Origin of the sequence: Mangrovibacter sp. MFB070 (assembly GCF_000705335.1) — a bacterium.
Classification (GTDB): Bacteria; Pseudomonadota; Gammaproteobacteria; order Enterobacterales; family Enterobacteriaceae; genus Mangrovibacter; species Mangrovibacter plantisponsor.
The window spans coordinates 63,801-85,454 of sequence record NZ_JJMI01000010.1 but is presented as its reverse complement, the minus strand read 5'-3'; the positions used below and the strand labels follow the sequence as shown (position 1 = coordinate 85,454).

The window sequence follows — 21,654 nt, the reverse complement described above, 5'->3', positions numbered from 1 at the left end:
ATGCAAGGTCCCTTATTAGCACAACGTCATCCCGGCCGGTTTGTTCTTCTTCCTGTTGCCGTCGCGCTGTTGCTTACCGGGTGTATGGTTAAACCACACCCGGTGAGCCTGAAAGAGCGGCAAGCCACCGCGGCTGCAGATAAACTGACGCTGTTCGGCAGTCAGGAAAAAATATCCGCACCGGTTACCCTGGAAAATGCCATGGCCCGGGCACTGAAATACAACATGGATTACCGCGTCAAACTAATGGAAGAGGCCATGGGACAGCGCCAGTTGGATGTGGCGAACCTGGATATGTTGCCCCGGCTGGCAGCTTCTGCGGGTTATACAACCCGGGATAAAGACAACGCCTCTTCATCACAAAATATAGCCACCGGCGAACAATCACTTGCTCCGTCTATCTCAACGGAAAAACAAGATCGCATGGCAGATTTAAGCCTGAGCTGGAATGTGCTGGATTTTGGCGTGAGTTACTTCACAGCACAGCAACAGGCTGACCGCATTTTGATTCTGGAACAACGTAAACGCCGGGTAGGGCAACAACTTGTTCAGCAGGTGCGTGAAGCATGGTGGCAGGCCGCAGGTGCGCAGCAATTGCAAGGGCGGATTGATACCCTGCTGACTCAGGCTCAGTCTGCCCTGGATGATGCGAGGGAAGTCGAAAAATTAAAATTACGTTCTCCGCTGGAAGCGCTGAATTATCAACGTCAGCTATTGGATGTGATTCGTCAACTGACGGCGGTACGTAGTGCATTGTCTCAGGCAAAACCCCGCCTGGCTGCATTAATGAATATTTCCCCTGGGGTCGATTTCAGTGTTGCGGTATCTGATGACATGCCAGTACCTAAACTGGGGATCCCCGTAGATAAGATGGAAGATATTGCTCTGCTTAACCGGCCAGAAATGGTGGAAGCAAATTATAGCCAGCGCATCAGTGCACTGGAAACCCGCAAAGCGATAGCCAAATTATTACCAGGCATCGAGTTGAGTGTGGGGCAAAGTTATGACAGCAATAAATTTCTGACCAACAATGCCTGGGGTTACGCAGGACTACGCGTGAGCTGGAACTTACTCAATCTGTTTAGTGCCAGCGCAATAACCAAAGCAGCAGAGGCGGAAAAACAAGTTAACGATGCTCAACGCCTGGCATTGAGCATGGCGGTTCTGACTCAGGTGAATATCGCCTGGCTGGACTATGAAGGTAAAGCCAAACAGTTTGAACTGGAACGCCAGCTAAATACGGTTGATCAAACTATCTATGACCAGACAAGCCATGCGGTCGAAAGTGGCGCTTCAGCGCGTTTGCAGGGCATTCTGGCTGATGCTAATGCGGTCTACTCGTCATTACGGCTCTATCAGTCCTATGGTGCATTACAAAATGCCTACGGACAAATGGGCGCCAGCCTTGGGCTTGATCCTTTGCCTGAAGATACCCGTGGTTACGATATTGCTTCGTTGGATCAGGCTTTTAAAGGTGTGTCAGCCCGTGTGAGTAAGCAAATGGCAGGCGGTAATCAATGACAATGGCAATAGCAATGAAAAAATATGCGCTGTGGTTGATGGCCGGTGTACTGAGTACCAGTGCCATGGGGGCAACAACTGGCTCATCACCCGTGTCGAAGCATACGCCTGCAGCGAGTACTGATGGGGGCATTCGGGTTGAACTGCTCTCACCCCATGCGGTTACGCTCTCTGGTGAGGTTGCGGCCCGCATCTCTGCACTGAAGGTGTCTGAAGGCGACAGTTTTCGTCAGGGGCAGACTCTGATTGAGTTTGATTGTGCGACTTATCGCGCACAACTGCGTAAGGCGCAGGCTGTGCAGGAGGCCGCCATCCAGTTGCTGAAAGTGAATCATCAACTGGCGAAGTACAATTCTGTCGGCACGCTGGAGTTAACCCAGGCGAAAGGCAAGCTTGAAGAAGCCGCGGCGGATGTCTGTTACATGCAAACACTGGTTTCTAAATGCACCATCAAGGCACCCTTTGATGGGCGTGTTTCAAAACGTCATGCCGCAGCCTGGCAATATATGACGCCAGGCGCACCGGTTCTGGATATTGTGGCAACTCAGGATTTGGAGTTACGCATGCTGGTGCCGTCAAAATGGTTGCCACACTTAACATCAGGTACGCCATTCCAGGTGACAATTGACGAGCTGGGGCAGACTTTCCCGGCCAAAATTAAGCGAACAGGCGCACAAATCGACCCTGTCAGCCAGACCATTCCGGTGATTGGTGTTATCAGCGGGACTACGGAAAATTTGTTACCCGGCATGAGTGGGTGGGCAAACTTTAATTAAGGTTGATATGGAACAAACGCAACATAACGCACTGGCAGTACTGCTTCGTCTTCTTCATCTGGCACGAGAGGCGCAAAGCCCGGTACGTCTGGGGTTCATTATGGTGAATGAGTCCCGCCAACTATTGGTTTATCGCCAGGCTGCGTTTTGGCAGGAAGGGCTGCGCCGCCAGATTGTTTCCGTTTCAGGCCTTGCGCAGGCAGATACCACATCACCCTATTTACAGTGGCTGAGTGGCGTTTTTCGGTTTCTGCATCAGCAGCACCCTGAAGTACCGCCTTATGTGGTTTTAACGGCAACGTCTTTACCTGAGCCTTTGGCTGCGGAGTGGGGTCAGTGGTTACCTGCTCATGCTGTCTGGTTCCCGCTGGGATCCGCTGGCGCATTATTGTTTGCCAGCGAGGATCCCTGGGATGAAGAAACCCTCCATTTGGCCCAGGAGCTTACCCATGGCTATCGTTTTGCGCTAACTCAGCATCTCCCCCGCCTGAACAGCCGCCAGAAGATTCTGGCCTGGTTGAGGTCTTCCCCGCGTCGTAAATGGTGGTTGCTGGCACCACTGGTCGTGTTATGCCTGCCTGTGCGCATGAGTGTACTTGCCCGGGCCGAGGTTGTGCCATCAGACCCGGAGCTGATTCGTGCACCAGTGGCAGGGGTGATTGATAAAGTGATGGTGCAGCCGAATCAGGCTGTTCAGAAAGGAACTGCACTCTTTGCTCTGGATGCAACTGTGCTGGCCGGGCAGTTCGCACTGGCGAAACAGGAAGCACTGGCGGCAAAGGAACGCTTTCGGATCAGTGCGCAAATGGCGGTTACCAGTGATAAAAATAAGCTGGAGCTTGCGGAAGATAAATCCCGCCTGGCGGCAAAAGATATTTCTGCGGATTACGCCGGAAAGGCGTTGGATAAGCTTAATGTGACGGCTCCGGGCAGTGGCGTGGTGGTGTTTTCTGATGCCGGTGAATGGCAGGGGAAAGCGGTGAGTGTGGGTGAGAAAGTCATGACTCTGGCGGATCCGGAACATGTGGAGCTGGCCGCCTGGTTGCCAGCGGCGGATGCTATCCATCTGCAACCCGGGGCGAAAGTTACGCTCTACCCAAATGCATCACCCTTTAGCGCATTTGACGCGACCCTGGTCAGAATGGCATATAAAGCGGAAGTCAGTGATGGCAACGTACTGGCTTATCGCTTGCAGGCAAAGTTTGTTGCGCCAAAACAAATTCCCATGATTGGGCAAATGGGTACCGCACGCATTTATGGCGACTGGGTTCCTTTGGGGTACTACGCTCTGCGGCGTCCTTTGACCGCCGCCCGGCAGTGGCTGGGGTGGTAACATGGAGAATTTCCTGCTTCCTCCACTGCGACAGGAACTCACTTTGCATGCTGGCCCGGAGCAGCAGGATGGTTCTCCTGGCTGGGTGTTACACGACCCGGCAGCAAACCGCTTTTTCCTGTTGGGGTGGGCCAGTTTTGAGATGCTGTCTCGTTGGGATGCACAGGATGCCAGTCATCTGATGAAGGCAGTGCATGCACAAACCACATTAACGGTGGACATGAGCGATATCAGCCACCTGGTGCAATTTCTGCGCGAAAACCAATTACTACAAACTCAGTCGAGTGAAGAATTATGGCGTTTACATCAGTACCGCCATCGTGGATATCTTTCCTGGCTGCTCAGCCACTATCTGTTTTTCCGTATTCCTCTGGTTCGCCCGGATGCATTTTTGTCTCGAGTATTACCCTGGACAGGGTGGGTTTTTCGCCCGGTATTTTGGTGGGTAATGGTGCTGATAACCCTGAGTGGGCTGTTTATGGTCTCTCAGCAATGGGATGCCTTTACGCATACATTTTCACACTATGGCGGCTGGATGGCGGCAGTGGGGATTGCCGTGGCTCTCAGTGTTGCCAAAGTGGTTCACGAAATGGGGCACGCGCTTACCGCCCGCCATTTTGGTTGCCGGGTGCCTGCTATGGGGATTGCATTTCTGGTGATGGTGCCGGTGTTATACACCGATACCAATGATGCGTGGAAATTACCCTCGCGCCGCCAGCGGCTCTTGATCGGTGGTGCTGGAATGATGGCGGAACTGACACTGGCTTCCTGCGCTACGCTATTGTGGTGTTTTTTACCCGATAGCCCCATTCGTGCAGGTGTTTTTCTGCTGGCCAGCACAACCTGGCTGGCGACACTGGTCATTAATGCCAGCCCTTTTATGCGTTTTGACGGATATTTTTTGTTATCGGACTTGTTGCAGATGCCCAACCTGCATGCCCGGGTATTTGCACTGGCGCGCTGGCACCTGAGGCGGGGGTTATTGGGGCTGGATGATCCCGAACCCGAACATTTTTCCCCTTCACGGCAGCGTGGTTTACTGTTTTTTGCCTGGGTGACCTGGTTATACCGCCTGGTCATATTCACCTCCATCGCGTTTTTAGTCTATCACCTGTTTTTTAAAACGCTGGGGATAATGTTATTGATGGTGGAGCTGGGGTGGTTTGTGGTGCGGCCTTTTGTTAATGAATTACAGGTTTGGTGGCAGCGGCGCCATGACTTACGTTGGGGGTTCAGAACCCGGCGTACGCTGTTTTGCTTTGTTGCACTGGTTCTGTTTCTTGTCGTGCCATGGCAGCGTGGGGTTTCTGTTCCGGCGGTGATGGAAGCTCAACAATCCCAGACTATTTATGTGCCGGAAGATGCACAGGTTGGGAAAGTGAATGTGCATGACGGTGACTGGGTTCAGCAAGGGCAGGTACTGGCTGTTTTGACATCAGATAACCTTGATTACCAAATAGAGCAGGCTGAGGTTATCGCCGCAAATCTGGCCTGGCAGGTTGCTCAGCAGCCTTTTTCTCAGGCGCTTGATGAGCAGGGTGGCGCATTGAAAAAGCTCGAATCAGCGGCGCAGCAGCAAATAGAGAGCTTACTGCGTCAACAAGCGCGGTTGACACTAACTGCACCGTTCTCCGGGCGCGTGGCGGATGTGAGTGATGCGTTGAAGGCTGGCACCGTGGTGGTTCAGGGCGAACAGTTAATGCAGGTTCTTGGTAAAGAGGGCGTGCGTGGCGAAGGGTGGGTGGACGAAGAAACGGTAACAACCTTGCAAACGGGTGATGCCGCGCTTTTCGTACCTGACAGCGGTGAAACAATGGCGATTCGCTGCAAAGTCGGCAAAATTGACAGGCTCAATCAAACTTCGCTCGATCAACCCTTGCTGGCATCGGTATATGGGGGCAGCATTCCGGTGCAAATCAACAACCAGCGCCTTGTGCCCATAAACACCATTTTTCGCGTTCGTTTGGAACCCTGTGAAGCCCGCCAGGCACCGGCACACGAACAGGCCGGAAAAGTTGTATTACAAAGCTCACATCGTAGTTATTTACAACGTGGCTGGCAGTGGTTGGTCGTTAGCCTGGGTCGTGAGGCCGGGCTATAATCAATAGCTGTGGTGCAGTTGCCTCACAGCTATTGATTGCCCCCGTCATCCCTGTTTGAAAAACGTAAAGTTTCACACGCCATGTTTGGCGAGAGCCTTACTGGTGTCGTTAAAAGCAATGAAACAAGTTTAAGGCCAGCCATGCTGGTGGGTGAAACCTGCTGATTGCTAATAAAAGAATCACCACTGATCTTCGCAAATTTCTGCTGGTTTTATTATTTGGTTAACAGGCGTGGTAGCTGGCTTTCCAACTCAAGCAGGCAGAAATCCATCATTTTCTCTGTTTCCTGAGTTACTTTTGCATAGCCATTTGCCTGCCAGTCGCCCAGTGTTGCCGTGACATGGGCAGGAGCACATTCCGATACCACATAAGTACTGAACATATTTCCACCTTCCGGGCGTTTATAGAACTTAACCCGGTAGGTTAAATCGTAGTTACTGTCATTGGCAGATAAATTGGTGTACACCAGCGACCACTCCGATGCAGCAATAAACAGTGGCTGGCTCCAGGTATTGCCGTTGCCATTTTTCGCCAGCCATTCCTGAATTTTGGTTTCGGCCTTCGGGCCAAAGTAACGGGATGTGGGTTCAGGAAGGGAATCGATGCTAGTGCCTTTGTAGTTGTTCTTATCAAAAGAGTTGGTGCTGATACCACCACCCAATATGGCACTGGCTATTGCCAGCCCCATTCCGGTGCCCGCGTGAGCCGGGGTCACTTCACGCAATGCGGTATCTGCGTAGCGGTTATTGTTCAATTCCGTTGGTACAAAGATAGTCGCCACTTGCACAGAACTACCGTTAGCCGCTTGTACAGTATGTGGGTGAAGATTCCCTGCGCATCCGGTCAGAAAAGCTAAAGACAGCACGCCGGTTATTAATAGATTGTTTTTCACTTGTTACTTTCCCTATATAAATGACAGAATGATTGTTATTATCAATATTGCCAGTAATGTTATTCCCTGAGCCGGGAGTACCGTATGTATAACGGTTAGAATGGCGATATCTTTAATCTGTTTTTAGCGATGTGAAAAATTTTCCTGAACGGCAGGTTATTTTATATTACTGTTCTTTTTTGAGCGGCTAATTAGCTGTTTAAATTATCCAAAGCTAAATTTTTATTGTTAATCGCGGTTAGTTAATGATTTTTATCTTAGTGGTATTAGTGTGCTTATATTGGCTGTTAAGTCACCATATGACTTAATATTACTGCCTGGCTTTCCTGAGCGTTATTCGCTATTGAAGTTCCAGGTGGACAGAAAGTTTCACTTTGCAACTATTGCTGGTTTTGGACATCATAATCGTATATTTCATGTTGCTTTAATAACTGTATATAACATGGTAACTGAAGTCGTAAGCCCCAGCCTAACCTCCCCGGTAGAGAGTACAATGGATAAACCTCAGGCACGGAACACATTCCCCTAATATACTGAAAAATAATAAGATAATAGCGATACAGAAAAAACAATTATCTCATTGTATACCTATCCATTTGTATAACTATCTTTTGGCATATACATCATTGATAGTGATCCTGAACAAATAAAACAGTCAGCTGGCTCTGGCTAAGTCTTGCTGTCAAGGCAATGGGAACGCTCTTTTCTCCCGGAGAAAATGGAAGGACTCCGGCATCTGAATATTCATCTTAGTCCAGCACCCAGGCTGATATTTTTCATTAGACCAGTAAGGGTGGACTGGCAGTGAAGATACGGATGCTATCTCTCTGTCTGTCGCTAATACCTGCTTACTTTTACCTGGAGTTTCCGTCATGAAAAAAATTGGTATCAATGGTTTTGGGCGTATTGGCCGGTTAGTCCTGCGCCGCCTCATTGAACAAAATGAAGATGTCACTGTTGTTGCGATTAATGACCTGACTTCACCGGATATGCTGGCTTATTTACTGAAGTATGACTCTAACTACGGTGCTTTTCCTGTACCGGTGAGTGCTGATGGTGAAAGCCTGGTGGTTGGCAACCACCATATACAGGTTTTTGCCGAGAAAGAGGCGAAAAATATTCCCTGGGGAGATTTAGGTGTTGATGTAGTGATTGAGTGCACCGGGTTTTATACTTCTGAGCAGAAAGCTCAGTCTCACCTTGATGCTGGCGCTAAAAAAGTGCTTATCTCTGCACCTGCAGGTGAGATGAAAACGATAGTGTTTAACGTTAACGATGACACGCTTACCGCCCAGGATCGTATTATTTCTGTTGCATCCTGCACAACCAATTGTTTGGCACCTATGGCTAAAGTTATCAATGATAACTTTGGCATTAAAGTTGGCACCATGACCACTGTGCATGCCTATACCGGAACTCAGGCACTGGTTGATGGCCCACGTAGTAAAGATTATCGGGCATCCCGGGCTGCTGCTGAAAATATCATTCCTCACACCACTGGGGCTGCCAAAGCGATTGGGCTGGTAATCCCGGCGCTGTCTGGCAAGCTCAAGGGGCACGCGCAACGTGTACCAGTAAAAACAGGTTCGGTAACAGAGCTGGTATCTGTTCTGGAAAAGCAAGTTACTGTAGACGAGATAAACGCCGCTGTAAAAAGGGCTTGTGAAAATAACGAGTCGTTTAAGTATACCGACGATCCCATCGTTTCTTCCGATGTGGTCGGTTTACCTTTTGGATCTGTTTTTGATGCTACGCAAACGGAAATAAGTGAAGCCGGGGGGATCCAGTTAGTGAAAACGGTCTCATGGTATGACAATGAATACGGCTTTGTGACTCAGTTAGTGCGTGTTTTGCATAAATTCGTCAATCTGTAATTAATTACTTTTATTTATACCCCAGAAGCAAAAGCTCCTTTTGCTTCTGGGGTATTTAGTTCAGTGGAATTAACGCTGCAAAAATGCCAGCAAATCCTGATTCAGTTGTTCCTGGTGGGTAACGGCAAAGCCATGTGGGGCATTGTCATATACTTTGAGCTCTGAACCTTGGATCATTTCTGCAGATAACCTGCCTGTCGTCTCGAAAGGAACCACCTGGTCATTGCTGCCATGAATAACTAATGTTGGAACATCCACTTTAGCTATATCGGTACGGAAATCTGTTTCTGCAAATGCCGTAACACAATCGAGCGTGCCCTTAAGCGATGCCAGAAGGGCAATATTGAGCGTCTGGTGCATGACACCTTCAGACACCTGCTGCCCGGCATTAGTGCCATAAAAAGGTGAAGCAAAATCACGAATAAATTGAGCCCTGTCTTTGCGTAGCCCATCACGAATACCAGTAAAAACAGATAAATCAACACCTTGTGGGTAGTCTTCAGCTTTACCAAATATTGGGGTGACGGCTCCCAGTAGCACCAGTGCGGCAATTCGGGATGTCCCATAATTGCCGATATAACGCGTTACATCGCCACCACCCATTGAAAACCCGACTAATGTAATCTCGTTGAGCTCAAGATGATTAATCAGATCATTAATGTCAGAGGCAAATGTGTCATAGTCATACCCATTCCAGGGCTGGTCCGAGCGGCCAAATCCCCGGCGGTCAAAAGCAATAACGCGGTAGCCCTGTTCTGCCAGAAAGTTCATTTGGCTGTCCCACATATCCGCATCAAGAGGCCACCCGTGGCTGAAGAGCACTGGCTTGCCGGTGCCCCAATCTTTGAAGTAAATCTGAGTACCATCTTTAGTTGTAAATGTGCTCATTACATAAACCTCTTATTTATTGAGTGGTTGATATTTGGCATTGCATCGTCAGAACGGAGCAACCAAATAACGGACTTCAGGTACCTGTTCTCCCCGATGGAAGGTATTCACCCGGGTCTGAATTTTTTTATCATCCATGGTGTAACGCTCCTGTTCTCGTAAGTGTTCCATCCAGGAATCAACAACGAATGTTTCAACAAAAATACCGGGTTGCAGTACATCTTCATAAATAGCCCAGTTAATCGCTCCACTGCGGCGCCTCATGCGCCGCATGTCCTGCATACATACTGTGAAATCATGTGCATCTTCACGGCGAATACGGTATTCGTAGCTCACCATTACCGGGCCCCGGCTGTGATGCACGTTCGGTTGTAATGTGCTGCTATTACGGTGGGTGGCGATATCAAGATCGAGGTCAGGGTCTTTATCAAGCCGCCAGCGCCAGACAACAGTGCAGGACAATATCAGCCCAATAGCGGCGGTACTAAGAGAGAAAGGGATTGAATAATGAGCGGCCAGTTGACCCCATACTGTGCTGCCGATGGTCATTGAGCCAAAGAATGCCGTGAGATAAACGGCGAGTGCCCGGGCCTTAACCCACCGGGCGGCACTGCGTTGTGCACCCAGGTTGAGAGTCGAAAGAATGGTTATCCAGGCTAAACCAATAAAAAACTCGCACAGGTTGAGCCACCAGAAATGGCGAATAAAAGCCATGCCCAGCATCATCAGGCCGAATAACACACTGGCCTGCATCATTAATGCATCGGCACTAAACCTTTTGCGTAACCTGGGCATCAACACTGCACCGCTAATGGCCCCAACACCTATGCTTGCCAGCATCATGCCATAGCCGCCTGGCCCCAGGTGCATTTCTGTCCGTGCCACCAGGGGCAATAAGGCCCAACCTGCACTACCAAAAAGAAAGAAAGCACAGGTGCGTACCAGCACATTACGGAAAACGGGGGCAGCATAGATGTAACGCAGACCAACACGCACTGCCTGGAAAAAATGCTCAGGCGGCAGGCGCTGTATAGTTGGCTCGGATTTCCAGCGATACAGCACCAGAGCAACACCCGTTACGGATAATGCATTGAGTAAAAACACGAGCCAGGGGCTGGTAAAGGAGAGGATCAGGCCGCCAAGTGCAGGGCCAATCGCCCGGCTGATATTAATGCCTAGTGAGTTAAGCGCAATGGCGGGGCCCAGCTCATCTTTAGTCACCAGGTCGGGCACAATGGCCTGAAAAGGCGGGGAGCTCATTGCGGCTCCGGTACTCAACAAAAAGGCGGCTAACAATAACACCCAGGGGGTAACTAACCCGGCCGCTGAGAGCAACGTTAAACTGGCTGCCACAATAAATACCCATACCTGCGAAAAGAGTAAGTATTTACGCCTGTCGACGATATCGGCCATTACGCCTGAAGGCAGGGCAAATAAAAACATAGGCAGGCTACTACTGGCCTGAACTAAGGCGACGGCCAGGGGATCACTACTTAGCGTGAGCATGCTCCAGTTGACGCCAACATCGTTCATCCATGAACCAATATTAGAAACTACAGTTGCCAGCCAGAGCGTACGAAACACGGGTTGTCTGAGTGGTTGCCAGGGCGACGAAGGCCGCACGGTAACGGTACCATCCTGCTCCGGACTGGAACTTTGGATATCATTTACTTGTGCCATAGTGCAGCCCTTGTTTGGTGTTATTGCCTATGCACCAGCGCCCCGGTCCTGTAATTGCCTGTGTAATGAAAATTATCAGCAATAGCCAGCCAAACTGCCCTTCGGCAACAGACCAGTCAGGGTGAACAAACAGCATGGCTACCAGCAGGACACCAATAACAGGCAAACAGGCAAGCCGGGCCCATACCCCAAGAATTATCAAAACCGGGCAAACCACCTCAGCAAGAATGGCAGGAAGTAAACTCATATAAGGCCCCATGCCAAAAGGATCTTCAATACGAGCCAGTTCAGCATGGAAGTGAAGTACTTTGGGTAAACCATGAACATACAGCAGTAGCAAACTACTACTGAGTCTCAGGAAGAACAGCCCCAGGTCAGTCTGGGGCGCAGATGAGATAAACGGTATTGTTTTCATGGTATTAAAACGCAAAGCAGCTGCAGCCGAGCGCACCCCAAAAGGCGTTCTCTTCTGACACAGGGATGTTGGCACCACGGGCGATATCATGCTGGTGGCTGTGAACACTGCAAGGGCCGTTACACTGGTGTTGCCGGGGCTTTAAGCCAGTGCGGGTTACTGCTCCTGGGGGGGCACTACGGTAGTGGCCAGGCACATTAACAACAGGCGACCACTCCGGCAGGACTGGTATTGCTGGTGGTGCTTCAGAGCTAAATGAACCTGCGGCATAAACAATGTTGCCATCCACCACAGTCAGTACTGATTCAATACCTTTTATTTCATCTTCCGGAACACTGAAAAAGTTCTTACTCAATACCGCGATGTCGGCCAGCTGCCCAACTTTTATCTGGCCTTTTTGCCCCTGCTCACTGGAAAACCAGGCACTGCCCTGGGTCCAGAGCATTAAGGCTGTGTCTCGATCGAGCCGGGCGTTGACGTCATACATTTGCATACCGCCAACAGTACGACCAGATACCAACCAGTAGAGCGCAGTCCACGGGTTGTAACTGGCAACACGAGTGGCGTCGGTTCCCAGTCCCACGGGCACGCCGGTATTCAGCATTTTAGTGACTGGTGGAGTATGTGCGGTTGCTTCGAGCCCATAACGTTCTGCAAAATATTCACCCTGGAATGCCATGCGGTGTTGAACGGCAATGCCGCCTCCCAGAGCTTTAATACGGTCAATATTTTGCTGGGTTACTGTTTCTGCATGGTCGAAAAACCAGTGAAGGCCATCAAAAGGAATATCGCGATTCACTTTTTCGAACACATCCAGCATTCGGCTAATTGATTCGTTGTAGGTTGCATGCAGCCGAAATGGCCAGCGGTGCTCTACCAGGTGGCGCACCACGCGTTCCAGTTCATCTTCCATACCGGGTGCTAAATCTGGGCGTGGTTCCAGGAAATCTTCAAAATCGGCTGCGGAAAATACCAGCATTTCACCGGCACCGTTATGGCGGAAATAATCACTTCCCTGGCCCGGAGTGAGCATATCAGTCCATTTTTCAAAATCTTCCAACTCATGGCCGGGGCGCTGAGTGAACAAGTTATAAGCAATACGCACCGTCATCTGCTGTTCACTGTGTAGTTTCGCAATGACTTCATAATCTTCCGGGTAGTTTTGGAAACCGCCGCCAGCGTCAATTGCGCTGGTGATACCCAGCCGGTTTAATTCACGCATAAACTGGCGGGTCGAATTAATCTGGTGATCCAGCGGAAGTGTTGGGCCTTTTGCCAGGGTTGCGTAGAGGATCATGGCGTTAGGGCGGGCGATCAGCATGCCTGTCGGGTTGCCATTACTGTCGCGCTGAATTTCGCCTCCTGGAGGGGTGGGGGTGTCTTTGGTATATCCCACAACCTTAAGTGCGGCGCGGTTCAATAAAGCCCGGTCATAGAGGTGAAGAATAAATACTGGGGTGTCGGGAGCCGCTTCGTTAATTTCCTCAAGTGTTGGCATCCGGCGCTCGGCAAACTGAAACTCTGTCCAGCCACCTACCACTCTTACCCATTGAGGTGATGGAGTACGCTGTGCCTGTTCTTTCAACATACGTAATGCATCAGAAAGCGAGGGAACACCCTCCCAACGTAATTCCAGATTGTAGTTCAGCCCGCCACGAATCAGGTGCAGGTGGGAGTCATTCAACCCAGGGATAACTGTGTGATCCTTCAGGTCGATGACTTTCGTTCCTTCATCATGATGTTCCATGATTTCAGCCAGGCTACCTACAGCCAGGAATTTCCCGTCACGGATCGCTACCGCTTGTGCTTCGGGGTTACTGCGATCAACCGTGTGAAATTTCCCGTTGATTAAAATCAGCTCTGCTTTACCAAGTGCCACCATAGCGCCTCCTGAACTGTGATGTCCGAATATTCGAACAGGAAAGATGCTGTCGCCTGTCGCCAGCATGAATAAGTTCAGGATTATGGGAATGAGAGATTAACACCGTCTAGTTATACAGAAGGATACTTATACGTTTGTATACCTATACGCAGAGATAATAGTGCGGAATTTTATTGCCCTCTAACATTGGCCCTGAGGTGACCAGTGCCAGGTCACATTTGCTCCGTAGCATGTTTTGCGGAAATCCGTTAATAACCTCAATGGGTAAACTCATGTCCAACTCTAAGCTTGAAGTCCTCACTCCCAATAACAGCCAGATTATTTTTATTGATCAGCAACCACAGATGGCATTCGGTGTGCAGTCAATCGACCGGCAAGTGCTGAAAAACAATACTGTTGCGCTGGCTAAAGCAGCAAAGGTTTTTAACATCCCGACAACTATCACTACTGTCGAAACAGAGAGCTTCTCTGGCTATACCTATCCTGAACTGCTGGATGTTTTTCCCGGGCTGGACATACTTGAGCGTACTTCCATGAACTCATGGGATGACCAAAAAGTGCGTGATGCACTGGCGGCAAATGGCAAGAAAAAGGTGATTGTTTCAGGTTTATGGACAGAGGTCTGTAATAACACTTTTGCATTGTGCGCAATGCTTGAAGGCGGCTATGAAATCTACATGGTGGCTGATGCTTCTGGTGGTACATCAAAAGAAGCTCACGATTATGCCATGCAGCGCATGATTCAGGCTGGCGTTGTGCCAGTGACCTGGCAGCAGGTTATGCTCGAATGGCAGCGTGACTGGGCTAACCGCGATACCTATGACGCGGTAATGAAAATTGCTAAAGAACATTCTGGCGCTTACGGCATTGGTGTTGACTATGCCTACACCATGGTGCATAAAGCGCCTTCTCGCCAGGTAAGTGAACACCGTACTTTGGCACCTGTTTCAGCACGTTAATTGCCATCCATGCATTGCCAGTATTGACCAGCACCCGGTGTGCTGGTCAAGGGAGCATTCCAATGAATCCAATGATGATTTCTCTGGGGGCAGGGGTGGTAGTTGGCCTCTTTTACGCACTACTGCGTGTACGCTCTCCGGCACCACCTGCTGTTGCGCTGGTGGGGTTATTGGGCATGATTATCGGTAGCCAACTGATTGCCCAGTTACAACCTCATGGCCAGGCAAGCTCACTCTTTTCACATAGCAAGCCTTACACGGTTGCTTATGCACCTGTGTCGGAACATGTTGGTAAGGAGAACTGATTATGCTGAAATCCTATGTTATCTCGCTGATTACAGGAATTCTGGCGGGTCTGTTATACGGATTGATGCATGTTCCATCACCTGCGCCGCCGATTATTGCGTTATTGGGGTTATTTGGCATGTTAGTAGGGGAACAATTGGTGCCACTGGCGAAACGGCTTATTAACCGCCAGCCTGTAACCCTTGCCTGGTTTCGCCACGAATGTGTGGCAAAAATTAGTGGTACGCCACTGCCGGACGAAGAGAAAACGCCCTGAGGAAAATCCTCATTTGGTGGGAACAGCGAGGATTCAGCATGGTGCTGCCACAGCAAATTGTCATCGTTGATGATGAACGCTCAGTCCGTAATGGCCTGAGCAATTTACTGCATTCTGAAGGATATACCACCAACCAGTTCGAGTCGGGCGAAGAATTAATACGCGATGTTATGGCTTTGACTGGCACCGCTCTGTTAATTGTTGATGTCAGGCTGAAAGGCATGAGCGGTTTTGAGCTCTACTCGATACTGAAAAAACATTCTATTCTACTACCAGTGATATTTATTTCTGCGGAACAAGATGATTCAGTACAAAACTATGCTCATTCACTGGGGGCGGTGACCTTTTTGCGTAAGCCCATAGATGTTGACATATTGCTGGACATTATCCGCGATGAGCTGTCCCAGGGGAAAGCATATTGATGGGCATTATCTCTATTGAGCAGGATGATAATGAGGAACAGTACATAGCATTGCCGAGTGATATCAATCTGACACAATTGGTACAGGAAGGCAGTATTATGTGGCTGGCAGGGCAAAATGCCACCGGTGAAGCGGTGATTATTGCCATGGGGGCCACTGAAGAGGTAGCGTTTAAGGCAGCTCAATTATTAAAAAATGAACTAACGTTGTCTTCTCATCTTTTGCCGGGTTGGGCAGTGAAACCATCTGGCTATACCCGCCATCTTGGGCGTTATGCCCTGGTCTACCCATACTTTGATTACCACACGCTGGCTGAAGTTATTAGCACACCACCTGCGACAATAACTGAATTTCTGCACCGGGCCATTCAGTTATGTTTACCACTAAGACAACTTCACCATCAGGGGATTGTGCATGGTGATATTAAACCTGCTCACCTGTTCCTGAACCATGATGGTACCTGTCGGCTTGGTGGTTTCGGCATGGCAACCGTAACCAATAACACACAACTAAAAAATGATGTGCGGGCTTCCGGAGGCACCCTGGCGTATATGTCGCCAGAGCATACAGGCCGAACATCTTACCCTGTCAGTGATCTGAGTGATCTTTATAGTCTGGGGATTGTTCTCTATGAAATGCTGACGGGTAAATTACCTTTTGGTTCTTTACAGGCCGGGCAGTCTGAGTGGATTCACTACCATCTTGCCACCCCTCCACGGCCCCCGGAATTTGTTCGCCATGATACACCTCCTATATTGTCGGTGATTATTCTGCGACTGTTGGCTAAATCACCCACAGATGGATACCAGAGTATTGATGGCTTGCTGGCTGATTTGCGCCGCTGTAAAGCAACGATAACCTCTCAAGGAACGATAGAGTCTTTCACACCCGGGCTTCAGGAACGTTTTACTGCCAACTATCGCGTCGAAAGTTTATTTACAGAACATGTTCAGGGGAAGTTGTTGATCAAAGCCCTGGATGAGGTTCAGCGTAGTGGATCTCATCAACTGCTCATGATCCGTGGAGCCCCTGGTTCAGGAAAGTCTGCAATTATCGCTTCTGCACTGAAAAAACTGCAGCATAAGTCGATTTTGTTAACTGTCGGCAAAGCAGACCCGCATTCTCCACAGGCTCCCTATGCGGTACTGGCTAATCTGATTCGTTCGTTGGTGATGTATCTGCTTGGTTTATCGGCTACCGATGTCTCGGTGTGGCGGGCTCGTTTATTACTAGCTTTGGGTAAAGATGCGGATTTAGCTATCGAGTTGGTTGCGGAATTTCGACAGATATTAAATATTCCCCCAAAGAAGCCGTTATCTGATTCCTTGCCGGATGAACGTGAGCGTTTTATCCATGTAGCATGCTCAATCGTAAAAGTTTTTGCGTCGTCAGGAAAACCGCTGGTAATGCTGATTGACGATGTGCATTGCGCAGACCACGCCAGCTTGCAATTATTGGAAAGTATCATGCAGCGTTATTCACATTTTCCGCTGCTGTTGGTTATCGCGTACCGTGATGTCGACCCTGCGCCTTGCTCTCTTATATCAGAGGTGCTAACAAGTATTCGCCGTGCAGCTGCGCGAGTAACCGAAATTACACCAATGCCGCTGAATACCAAAATGGTTGCACGCTGGCTGGCTGCAAGATTACATATTCGCCCTTGCAGTATTAATGAACTGGCTCAGTTGGTTTATGAAAAAACAGCAGGTAACCCACTTTTTGTACAAGTATTTTTTAAGCAGGCCGTCGATGATGGACTAATTTTTTGCACTTATAAGCCACTGAAATGGCATTATGACCGGGCAGCGTTGATTGCATGTGCTTCAACCGATAATGTTGCCAGCATTATTGTGCGCCAGTTGGAGCGAATGCCCGAGTCTACTCGCCAGTTGTTAGGACACCTGGCTTGTTTGGGTGGCAAAGGTGAGTTGGGCTTATTAAGCCGGGTGTTAGAAATAAATCAGGGTGATATTCAGCAAGGGCTCAGGCCTGCTATTAGTGAGAAATTCATCGCTATTAGTGGTGATGAATATACATTTACCCATGCCCGGGTGCATAACGCTGCTTTTTTATTGATAAGTGATGAGCTAAAACGACACATTCATCTTAAGTCCGCAAGCGTGTTGTCTGAAGATGCTTTAGAGACAAACAATAATGAAACCCTGATTAGAGCTGTACATCATATTTCAATGGTGACAGAAGCCAGCCTCAATGCAGAGCAACAGCAAACTTATTTTCATTTAAGCTTCAATGCAGTACAACTTGCCCGCAGAGCGGGTGATTATATTTCAGCTCTGCGTTATATCAAAACGGCACGCGCGCTGGTTACCAGGCACCTGTCCCCGGCGTTTTTTGCGCTTGGCGTTGAGGAGGCTGAATGCCAGTTCCGGCTGGGAAACCTGGATGCTGCACAATCACTGTGTACGTCACTTCTCAAAGAGCCGGGTAGCCTTACTCAAAAATCAATAGCAGCTTGTCTTTCGGCTGAAATCCATATGCGGCAGTCTGATAATTTCCTGGCACTGGAAATAGCACTGGCCTGGCTGACCGTATTTGGCATTCAGTTTAATCGTCACCCTGATGTAACTGAATGCCATACGGCATGGCTGAACTTACGTTCTCGCCTGGGCGATGTGCCGGAAATGAGCATTGGGGCATTGCCAGTAATGGTTGATCAAGAGCAAGAGGCCATTCTGAACTTGTTGGCCAGCACTATTTATGCGTCTTCTTATGATTGCCCCGAATTACATTTATTGCTGGTGTGTAAAATTCTTGAAATCACACTCGAACACGGTATTACTGGTGCATCGGTGTTTGGCCTGTCGTGGTTTAGTGTACTGATCATCGATCGTTATCAGGAATACCATTACGGTTTAAAATGTGGTTTGTTAGCTGCCACGCTCGCAGAACAGCACGATTTCTTGCGTTTCAAAGCACGGACACTTTTGCCACTTGATCAGATCGGTATCTGGACACAAAAGCTGGAATTTTCAATTGATTGTGCGAAAAAAAGCTTTGATGTCTCTGTTGCTCATGGCGATAAGTCCTTTGCCTGTCTTTCATTACGCCACCAGATGATGAATTACTTGACTCGTGGTGATCATCTTGAATCAATCCAAACAACCATCGAACGTGGTTTAGCTTTCACGCAAAAGTCTTTCTACCCCGATGTCGAAAATGTTTTATTGATGCAAAAGCAACTGGTTATTTATTTACGAGGGAATCATGAGGGTAACAACGCTAATGGCTAGTGTATTTTCTCTGAGTATTTAATCGGGAGTGAACCTGGTCCTGTTTCAGGCCCAAAAGCAATGGTTATGTTTTGGTCATGGCTTTACCGGGGAATGGCGCATTTTTTTGCCACAGAATACTCTCTTGCATTGTCTTCTTTTTCCAAAGCACACCAACTGGTCAATTCAGTACCCGGATATATCTATCTGCTCGACCTTTATTTTTATAGTGCACTGAGTTTGACCATTCCTCTGCCTTCAGGGGCAGAGTCTTCTGCCATTGTTACTGCGCGGGAATATGCCGTAAAAATAACACAATGGGCACAACTCAACCCGGATTTATTCGCCGATAAAGCGGCTTTACTGGCTGCTGAGTTCGCGCGTATTGAGGGGCGTGAAGGCACTGCGCTCAGGCATTATGACGAGGCGATTAATCTCTCTTCCCGAAACGGTTACGTTCACATCACTGCACTGGCATACGAGTTAGCTGGGTATTGTGCCAAAAGCTGGCAGTTAGATGTTGCTGGTGACGCATATATAAAAGGTGCAGTCAGTAACTGGCGAAATTGGGGAGCACTGAGCAAGGTCTGCCAACTTGAACGGCGCTATTTACATTTGTCTGTGCAAAACCTCAGTAATGCAGGTACAACCATGCAATTCGAGGGTGAAGCGATTCGTGATTTAGAAAGTGTCGTCGCTGCTGTGCGTGCGTTAACAGAAGAGATAAACCTTGACCGCCTGATTCAGACTCTTATGCGCATACTGCTGGAAAGGTCGGGGGCACAGCGATGCATGTTAATACGTATCACAGATGGGAATCTTCCCGAGATTGAAGCACGGGCAGAAGCCAATGTTGATGGTGTAAAAGTGGTAATGGTGAAAGAGCAACCAGAACAAAGCGATTTACCGCTCTCTGTGTTATCTGCCGTGATTCGTACCGGGCAGGAAATTCGTACGGGTAAGCCGGAGGAATTTAGCCCGTTCAGCCATGATCCTTACCTGGTTTCTTCTGGCGCGGCAGTTATGTGTGTACCGATGTTCAAACAGGCAAAAATGGTGGGCGTTCTCTACCTGGAAAACCGGCTGATGCCCGATGTATTCACAGCTGAACAGTCACATATTGTAAAAACCCTTAGTGCCCAGGCTGCCGTATCAATAGAAACAGCCCGGTTATATGCAGAGTTGCTGGAAGAGAATATTCACAGGCGGCGAGTAGAGAAACAACTACGAGACAGCCAGACGTCGCTCATGCTTGGGGAAAAAATAAGCCATACAGGTACCTGGAGCTGGGAAGTCGAACAGGATCAGATGCATGTCTCTGATGAATATGTCCGCATACTTGGCTTGCCTCAGCAAGTAAGCATGTTCTCCATGGCTGATTTTATGACATTTGTTCATCCTGACGATCATAAAGTAATTAATGAACTGGTTCAGGACAGTGTTCGTAATGGTGTAAACATGCAGGCTGAGTTTCGTATATTCCGGCTTGACGGAGAATGCCGCTTTATTAAAGGTATTGGTGAACCAGTTGCTAACTGGCCGGAAACCAAAGAGTATTTTGGAACGATTTCCGACATCACGGTTCAACGGAGGGCTGAAGATGCTGCGCGCTTAGCTCATGCTGAACTGGCCAGAGTGTCACGGGCTACAACGGTTGGGCAACTTACGGCTTCAATTGCCCATGAGATCAATCAACCTCTGATGTCTATTGTCTCTCATGCGGGAGCAAGTTTACGCTGGCTGAAAAGAGAGCAAAGCCATATAAACAATGCCTGCTTTAGCCTTGAGGAAATTCTCAATGAAGGGAAACGGGCTGGCGATATTATCCGCGGCCTGCAGTCTTTAACGCGTAAACAGGAGTCGGTCTTCTCCAGAGGCAATTTGCATTCTATTGCCCGTGATATTCTTGCTCTGTCACGCGCCGAAATTGAAAGAAAGTGGATTGCTTTGCAGATAAAGCTGGAGGCCAGTTGTGCTGAAATATGGTGCGACTGTATTCAAATTCAGCAAGTACTGCTCAATCTGGTGGTTAATGCTATTGATGCTATGGGTAGCATCACGAACCGGCCGCTGGTACTGACGCTTGTAACATCCAATCCTGAACCCGGTATCATTTGCGTCGAAGTGCTGGATACAGGTGAAGGCATGGCAGATGAAGTAAAAGGCCGTATCTTTGAATCATTTTACACTACAAAACAAGAAGGTATGGGAATGGGGTTGGCTATTAGCAGCAGCATCATCAAAAAACACGGTGGTGAATTACACGGGGAAAATCGTTCAGGGGAAGGCAGTATTTTCTGGTTCACTCTGCCTGTATTACCTCCTGACGCTCCGGGTTAACTTCGGCGGGGACAGCGAATATTCAGTCGTTCAGCTGCACGTACCAGATCAGAAAAGGAGCGAACGTTCATTTTTTCCATTACCCGGCGTTTATGCACTTTTGCAGTGATTTCACTGATCCCCATTTCCGCAGCGATTTGTTTATTCAGTAGACCACTTATTGCCAGAATCATAGCCTCACTTTCTCGCGGTGTTAAAGACTGGTAACGGGTGGTCATTTCATAGTGTTCCTGTGACACCGTAAAGTTACTCACCGCCTGCTGTAACGCTTCGGAAACAACCTCAATCAGTTGGTCAGGGATGACGGGTTTGGTAAGAAACTCGCAAGCACCGGTTTTCATTGCGCGCACCGTAACTGGAATGGTTCCAAAACCGGTCAGAAAAATTGTTGGGATCGTAACCCCTCTCTCATTGAGTGTCTGAACTACGGTAAAACCATCTGCATCTGGCATATTAATATCCAAAATCAGGCAGCAAGGATCAGAACCTAACGAATGACTAAGAAATTCTTTGGCAGAGGGAAAAGCGATAACCTCATAATCTTCTGCCATCAGTAGATTGCTGAGAGCAGCTCTTACTGACTTATCATCATCAACAATATAAACCATCTGATTCATAAAGATTTCTTCTCAATCTGAATTTCGAGGAACGGCATGATAATGCTCAGCATTCAATGTACTACGAGAAGGTACAGCCCGGCATCGTGTGCAAAAGAGAATTAATTGTGAATATTGTAACAAAAAGCACCACAATGATAATCATTATTATTGGCTAATGT

The 21,654-nt window shown here is 48.7% G+C and carries 15 protein-coding genes and 1 pseudogene; 10 read left to right on the top strand and 6 right to left on the bottom strand.

Annotated features, from left to right (window positions below):
- From DT73_RS04230 to DT73_RS04215, 4 genes are read left to right on the top strand one after another with little or no spacing between them, the layout of a single operon-like run.
- Entirely contained in the window at positions 1–1,521 is a 1,521-nt protein-coding gene (locus tag DT73_RS04230; protein ID WP_036104398.1) for a TolC family protein, read from the top strand.
- Complete coding sequence (locus DT73_RS04225) at positions 1,518–2,297, top strand: efflux RND transporter periplasmic adaptor subunit (RefSeq protein ID WP_200874774.1); 780 nt, start codon at positions 1,518–1,520, stop codon at positions 2,295–2,297. The genes DT73_RS04230 and DT73_RS04225 overlap by 4 nt, the downstream gene beginning before the upstream one ends.
- 7 nt (positions 2,298–2,304) lie before the next feature.
- The gene (locus tag DT73_RS04220; RefSeq protein WP_036104540.1) at positions 2,305–3,630 is read left to right on the top strand and encodes an efflux RND transporter periplasmic adaptor subunit; all 1,326 of its coding nucleotides are present in this window, start codon (positions 2,305–2,307) and stop codon (positions 3,628–3,630) included.
- Between the two features lies 1 nt (position 3,631).
- Positions 3,632–5,731 (top strand): HlyD family efflux transporter periplasmic adaptor subunit, encoded by a 2,100-nt coding sequence (locus DT73_RS04215; protein WP_200874773.1) that lies wholly within the window; start codon positions 3,632–3,634, stop codon positions 5,729–5,731.
- A gap of 215 nt (positions 5,732–5,946) precedes the next feature.
- Here the strand turns inward: DT73_RS04215 and DT73_RS04210 are convergent, their stop codons facing one another.
- Positions 5,947–6,624 carry a hypothetical protein gene (locus tag DT73_RS04210; protein ID WP_036104394.1) on the bottom strand — a complete coding sequence of 226 codons (678 nt, stop codon included), beginning with the start codon at positions 6,622–6,624 and terminating at the stop codon, positions 5,947–5,949.
- Between the two features lie 872 nt (positions 6,625–7,496).
- Between DT73_RS04210 and gap the strand changes: the two genes are divergently transcribed.
- The gene (gap, locus tag DT73_RS04205) at positions 7,497–8,498 is read left to right on the top strand and encodes a type I glyceraldehyde-3-phosphate dehydrogenase (protein ID WP_036104391.1); all 1,002 of its coding nucleotides are present in this window, start codon (positions 7,497–7,499) and stop codon (positions 8,496–8,498) included.
- A 69-nt stretch (positions 8,499–8,567) separates the two neighbouring features.
- On the opposite strand, the gene DT73_RS04200 is transcribed toward gap, so the two are convergent.
- From DT73_RS04200 to DT73_RS04185, 4 genes are read right to left on the bottom strand one after another with little or no spacing between them, the layout of a single operon-like run.
- The gene (locus DT73_RS04200; protein WP_036104387.1) at positions 8,568–9,386 is read right to left on the bottom strand and encodes an alpha/beta fold hydrolase; all 819 of its coding nucleotides are present in this window, start codon (positions 9,384–9,386) and stop codon (positions 8,568–8,570) included.
- Between the two features lie 48 nt (positions 9,387–9,434).
- Positions 9,435–11,066, bottom strand: coding sequence for an MFS transporter (locus DT73_RS04195; RefSeq protein ID WP_036104385.1), 1,632 nt, complete (start codon positions 11,064–11,066; stop codon positions 9,435–9,437).
- Complete coding sequence (locus tag DT73_RS04190) at positions 11,050–11,481, bottom strand: DoxX family protein (RefSeq protein WP_036104536.1); 432 nt, start codon at positions 11,479–11,481, stop codon at positions 11,050–11,052. Before DT73_RS04190 ends, DT73_RS04195 begins: the two co-directional genes overlap by 17 nt.
- Positions 11,482–11,485: 4 nt before the next feature.
- Positions 11,486–13,363 carry an amidohydrolase gene (locus DT73_RS04185; protein ID WP_036104381.1) on the bottom strand — a complete coding sequence of 626 codons (1,878 nt, stop codon included), beginning with the start codon at positions 13,361–13,363 and terminating at the stop codon, positions 11,486–11,488.
- A 272-nt stretch (positions 13,364–13,635) separates the two neighbouring features.
- Between DT73_RS04185 and DT73_RS04180 the strand changes: the two genes are divergently transcribed.
- The 5 genes and pseudogenes from DT73_RS04180 to DT73_RS27040 all read left to right on the top strand — a co-directional run bounded on the left by DT73_RS04180 (position 13,636) and on the right by DT73_RS27040 (position 20,876).
- Positions 13,636–14,322, top strand: coding sequence for a hydrolase (locus DT73_RS04180; RefSeq protein ID WP_036104379.1), 687 nt, complete (start codon positions 13,636–13,638; stop codon positions 14,320–14,322).
- A 62-nt stretch (positions 14,323–14,384) separates the two neighbouring features.
- Positions 14,385–14,627, top strand: coding sequence for a DUF1427 family protein (locus DT73_RS25080; protein WP_051691267.1), 243 nt, complete (start codon positions 14,385–14,387; stop codon positions 14,625–14,627).
- A 2-nt stretch (positions 14,628–14,629) separates the two neighbouring features.
- On the top strand, positions 14,630–14,884 hold the full coding sequence (locus DT73_RS04170; protein ID WP_036104376.1) for a XapX domain-containing protein: 255 nt from the start codon (positions 14,630–14,632) through the stop codon (positions 14,882–14,884).
- A 38-nt stretch (positions 14,885–14,922) separates the two neighbouring features.
- Positions 14,923–15,306, top strand: coding sequence for a response regulator transcription factor (locus tag DT73_RS04165; protein WP_036104373.1), 384 nt, complete (start codon positions 14,923–14,925; stop codon positions 15,304–15,306).
- A pseudogene (locus DT73_RS27040) lies at positions 15,306–20,876 on the top strand (AAA family ATPase). Before DT73_RS04165 ends, DT73_RS27040 begins: the two are co-directional and overlap by 1 nt.
- Here the strand turns inward: DT73_RS27040 and DT73_RS04155 are convergent.
- Positions 20,873–21,493: a response regulator transcription factor gene (locus DT73_RS04155; protein WP_036104369.1), complete on the bottom strand. Its 621-nt coding sequence runs from the start codon at positions 21,491–21,493 to the stop codon at positions 20,873–20,875. The pseudogene DT73_RS27040 and the gene DT73_RS04155 overlap by 4 nt on opposite strands.
- Between the last annotated feature and the right edge of the window lie 161 nt (positions 21,494–21,654).

Bases quoted from the DNA above. Each gene is read 5' to 3' on its own strand.
- gap (WP_036104391.1), top strand. From the start codon at position 7,497: ATGAAAAAAATTGGTATCAATGGTTTTGGGCGTATTGGCCGGTTAGTC.
- DT73_RS04170 (WP_036104376.1), top strand. From the start codon at position 14,630: ATGCTGAAATCCTATGTTATCTCGCTGATTACAGGAATTCTGGCGGGT.
- DT73_RS04200 (WP_036104387.1), bottom strand. From the start codon at position 9,386: ATGAGCACATTTACAACTAAAGATGGTACTCAGATTTACTTCAAAGAT.
- DT73_RS04190 (WP_036104536.1), bottom strand. From the start codon at position 11,481: ATGAAAACAATACCGTTTATCTCATCTGCGCCCCAGACTGACCTGGGG.
- DT73_RS25080 (WP_051691267.1), top strand. From the start codon at position 14,385: ATGAATCCAATGATGATTTCTCTGGGGGCAGGGGTGGTAGTTGGCCTC.
- DT73_RS04155 (WP_036104369.1), bottom strand. From the start codon at position 21,493: ATGAATCAGATGGTTTATATTGTTGATGATGATAAGTCAGTAAGAGCT.
- DT73_RS04215 (WP_200874773.1), top strand. From the start codon at position 3,632: ATGGAGAATTTCCTGCTTCCTCCACTGCGACAGGAACTCACTTTGCAT.
- DT73_RS04165 (WP_036104373.1), top strand. From the start codon at position 14,923: ATGGTGCTGCCACAGCAAATTGTCATCGTTGATGATGAACGCTCAGTC.
- DT73_RS04185 (WP_036104381.1), bottom strand. From the start codon at position 13,363: ATGGTGGCACTTGGTAAAGCAGAGCTGATTTTAATCAACGGGAAATTT.
- DT73_RS04225 (WP_200874774.1), top strand. From the start codon at position 1,518: ATGACAATGGCAATAGCAATGAAAAAATATGCGCTGTGGTTGATGGCC.
- DT73_RS04180 (WP_036104379.1), top strand. From the start codon at position 13,636: ATGTCCAACTCTAAGCTTGAAGTCCTCACTCCCAATAACAGCCAGATT.
- DT73_RS04230 (WP_036104398.1), top strand. From the start codon at position 1: ATGCAAGGTCCCTTATTAGCACAACGTCATCCCGGCCGGTTTGTTCTT.
- DT73_RS04195 (WP_036104385.1), bottom strand. From the start codon at position 11,066: ATGGCACAAGTAAATGATATCCAAAGTTCCAGTCCGGAGCAGGATGGT.
- DT73_RS04220 (WP_036104540.1), top strand. From the start codon at position 2,305: ATGGAACAAACGCAACATAACGCACTGGCAGTACTGCTTCGTCTTCTT.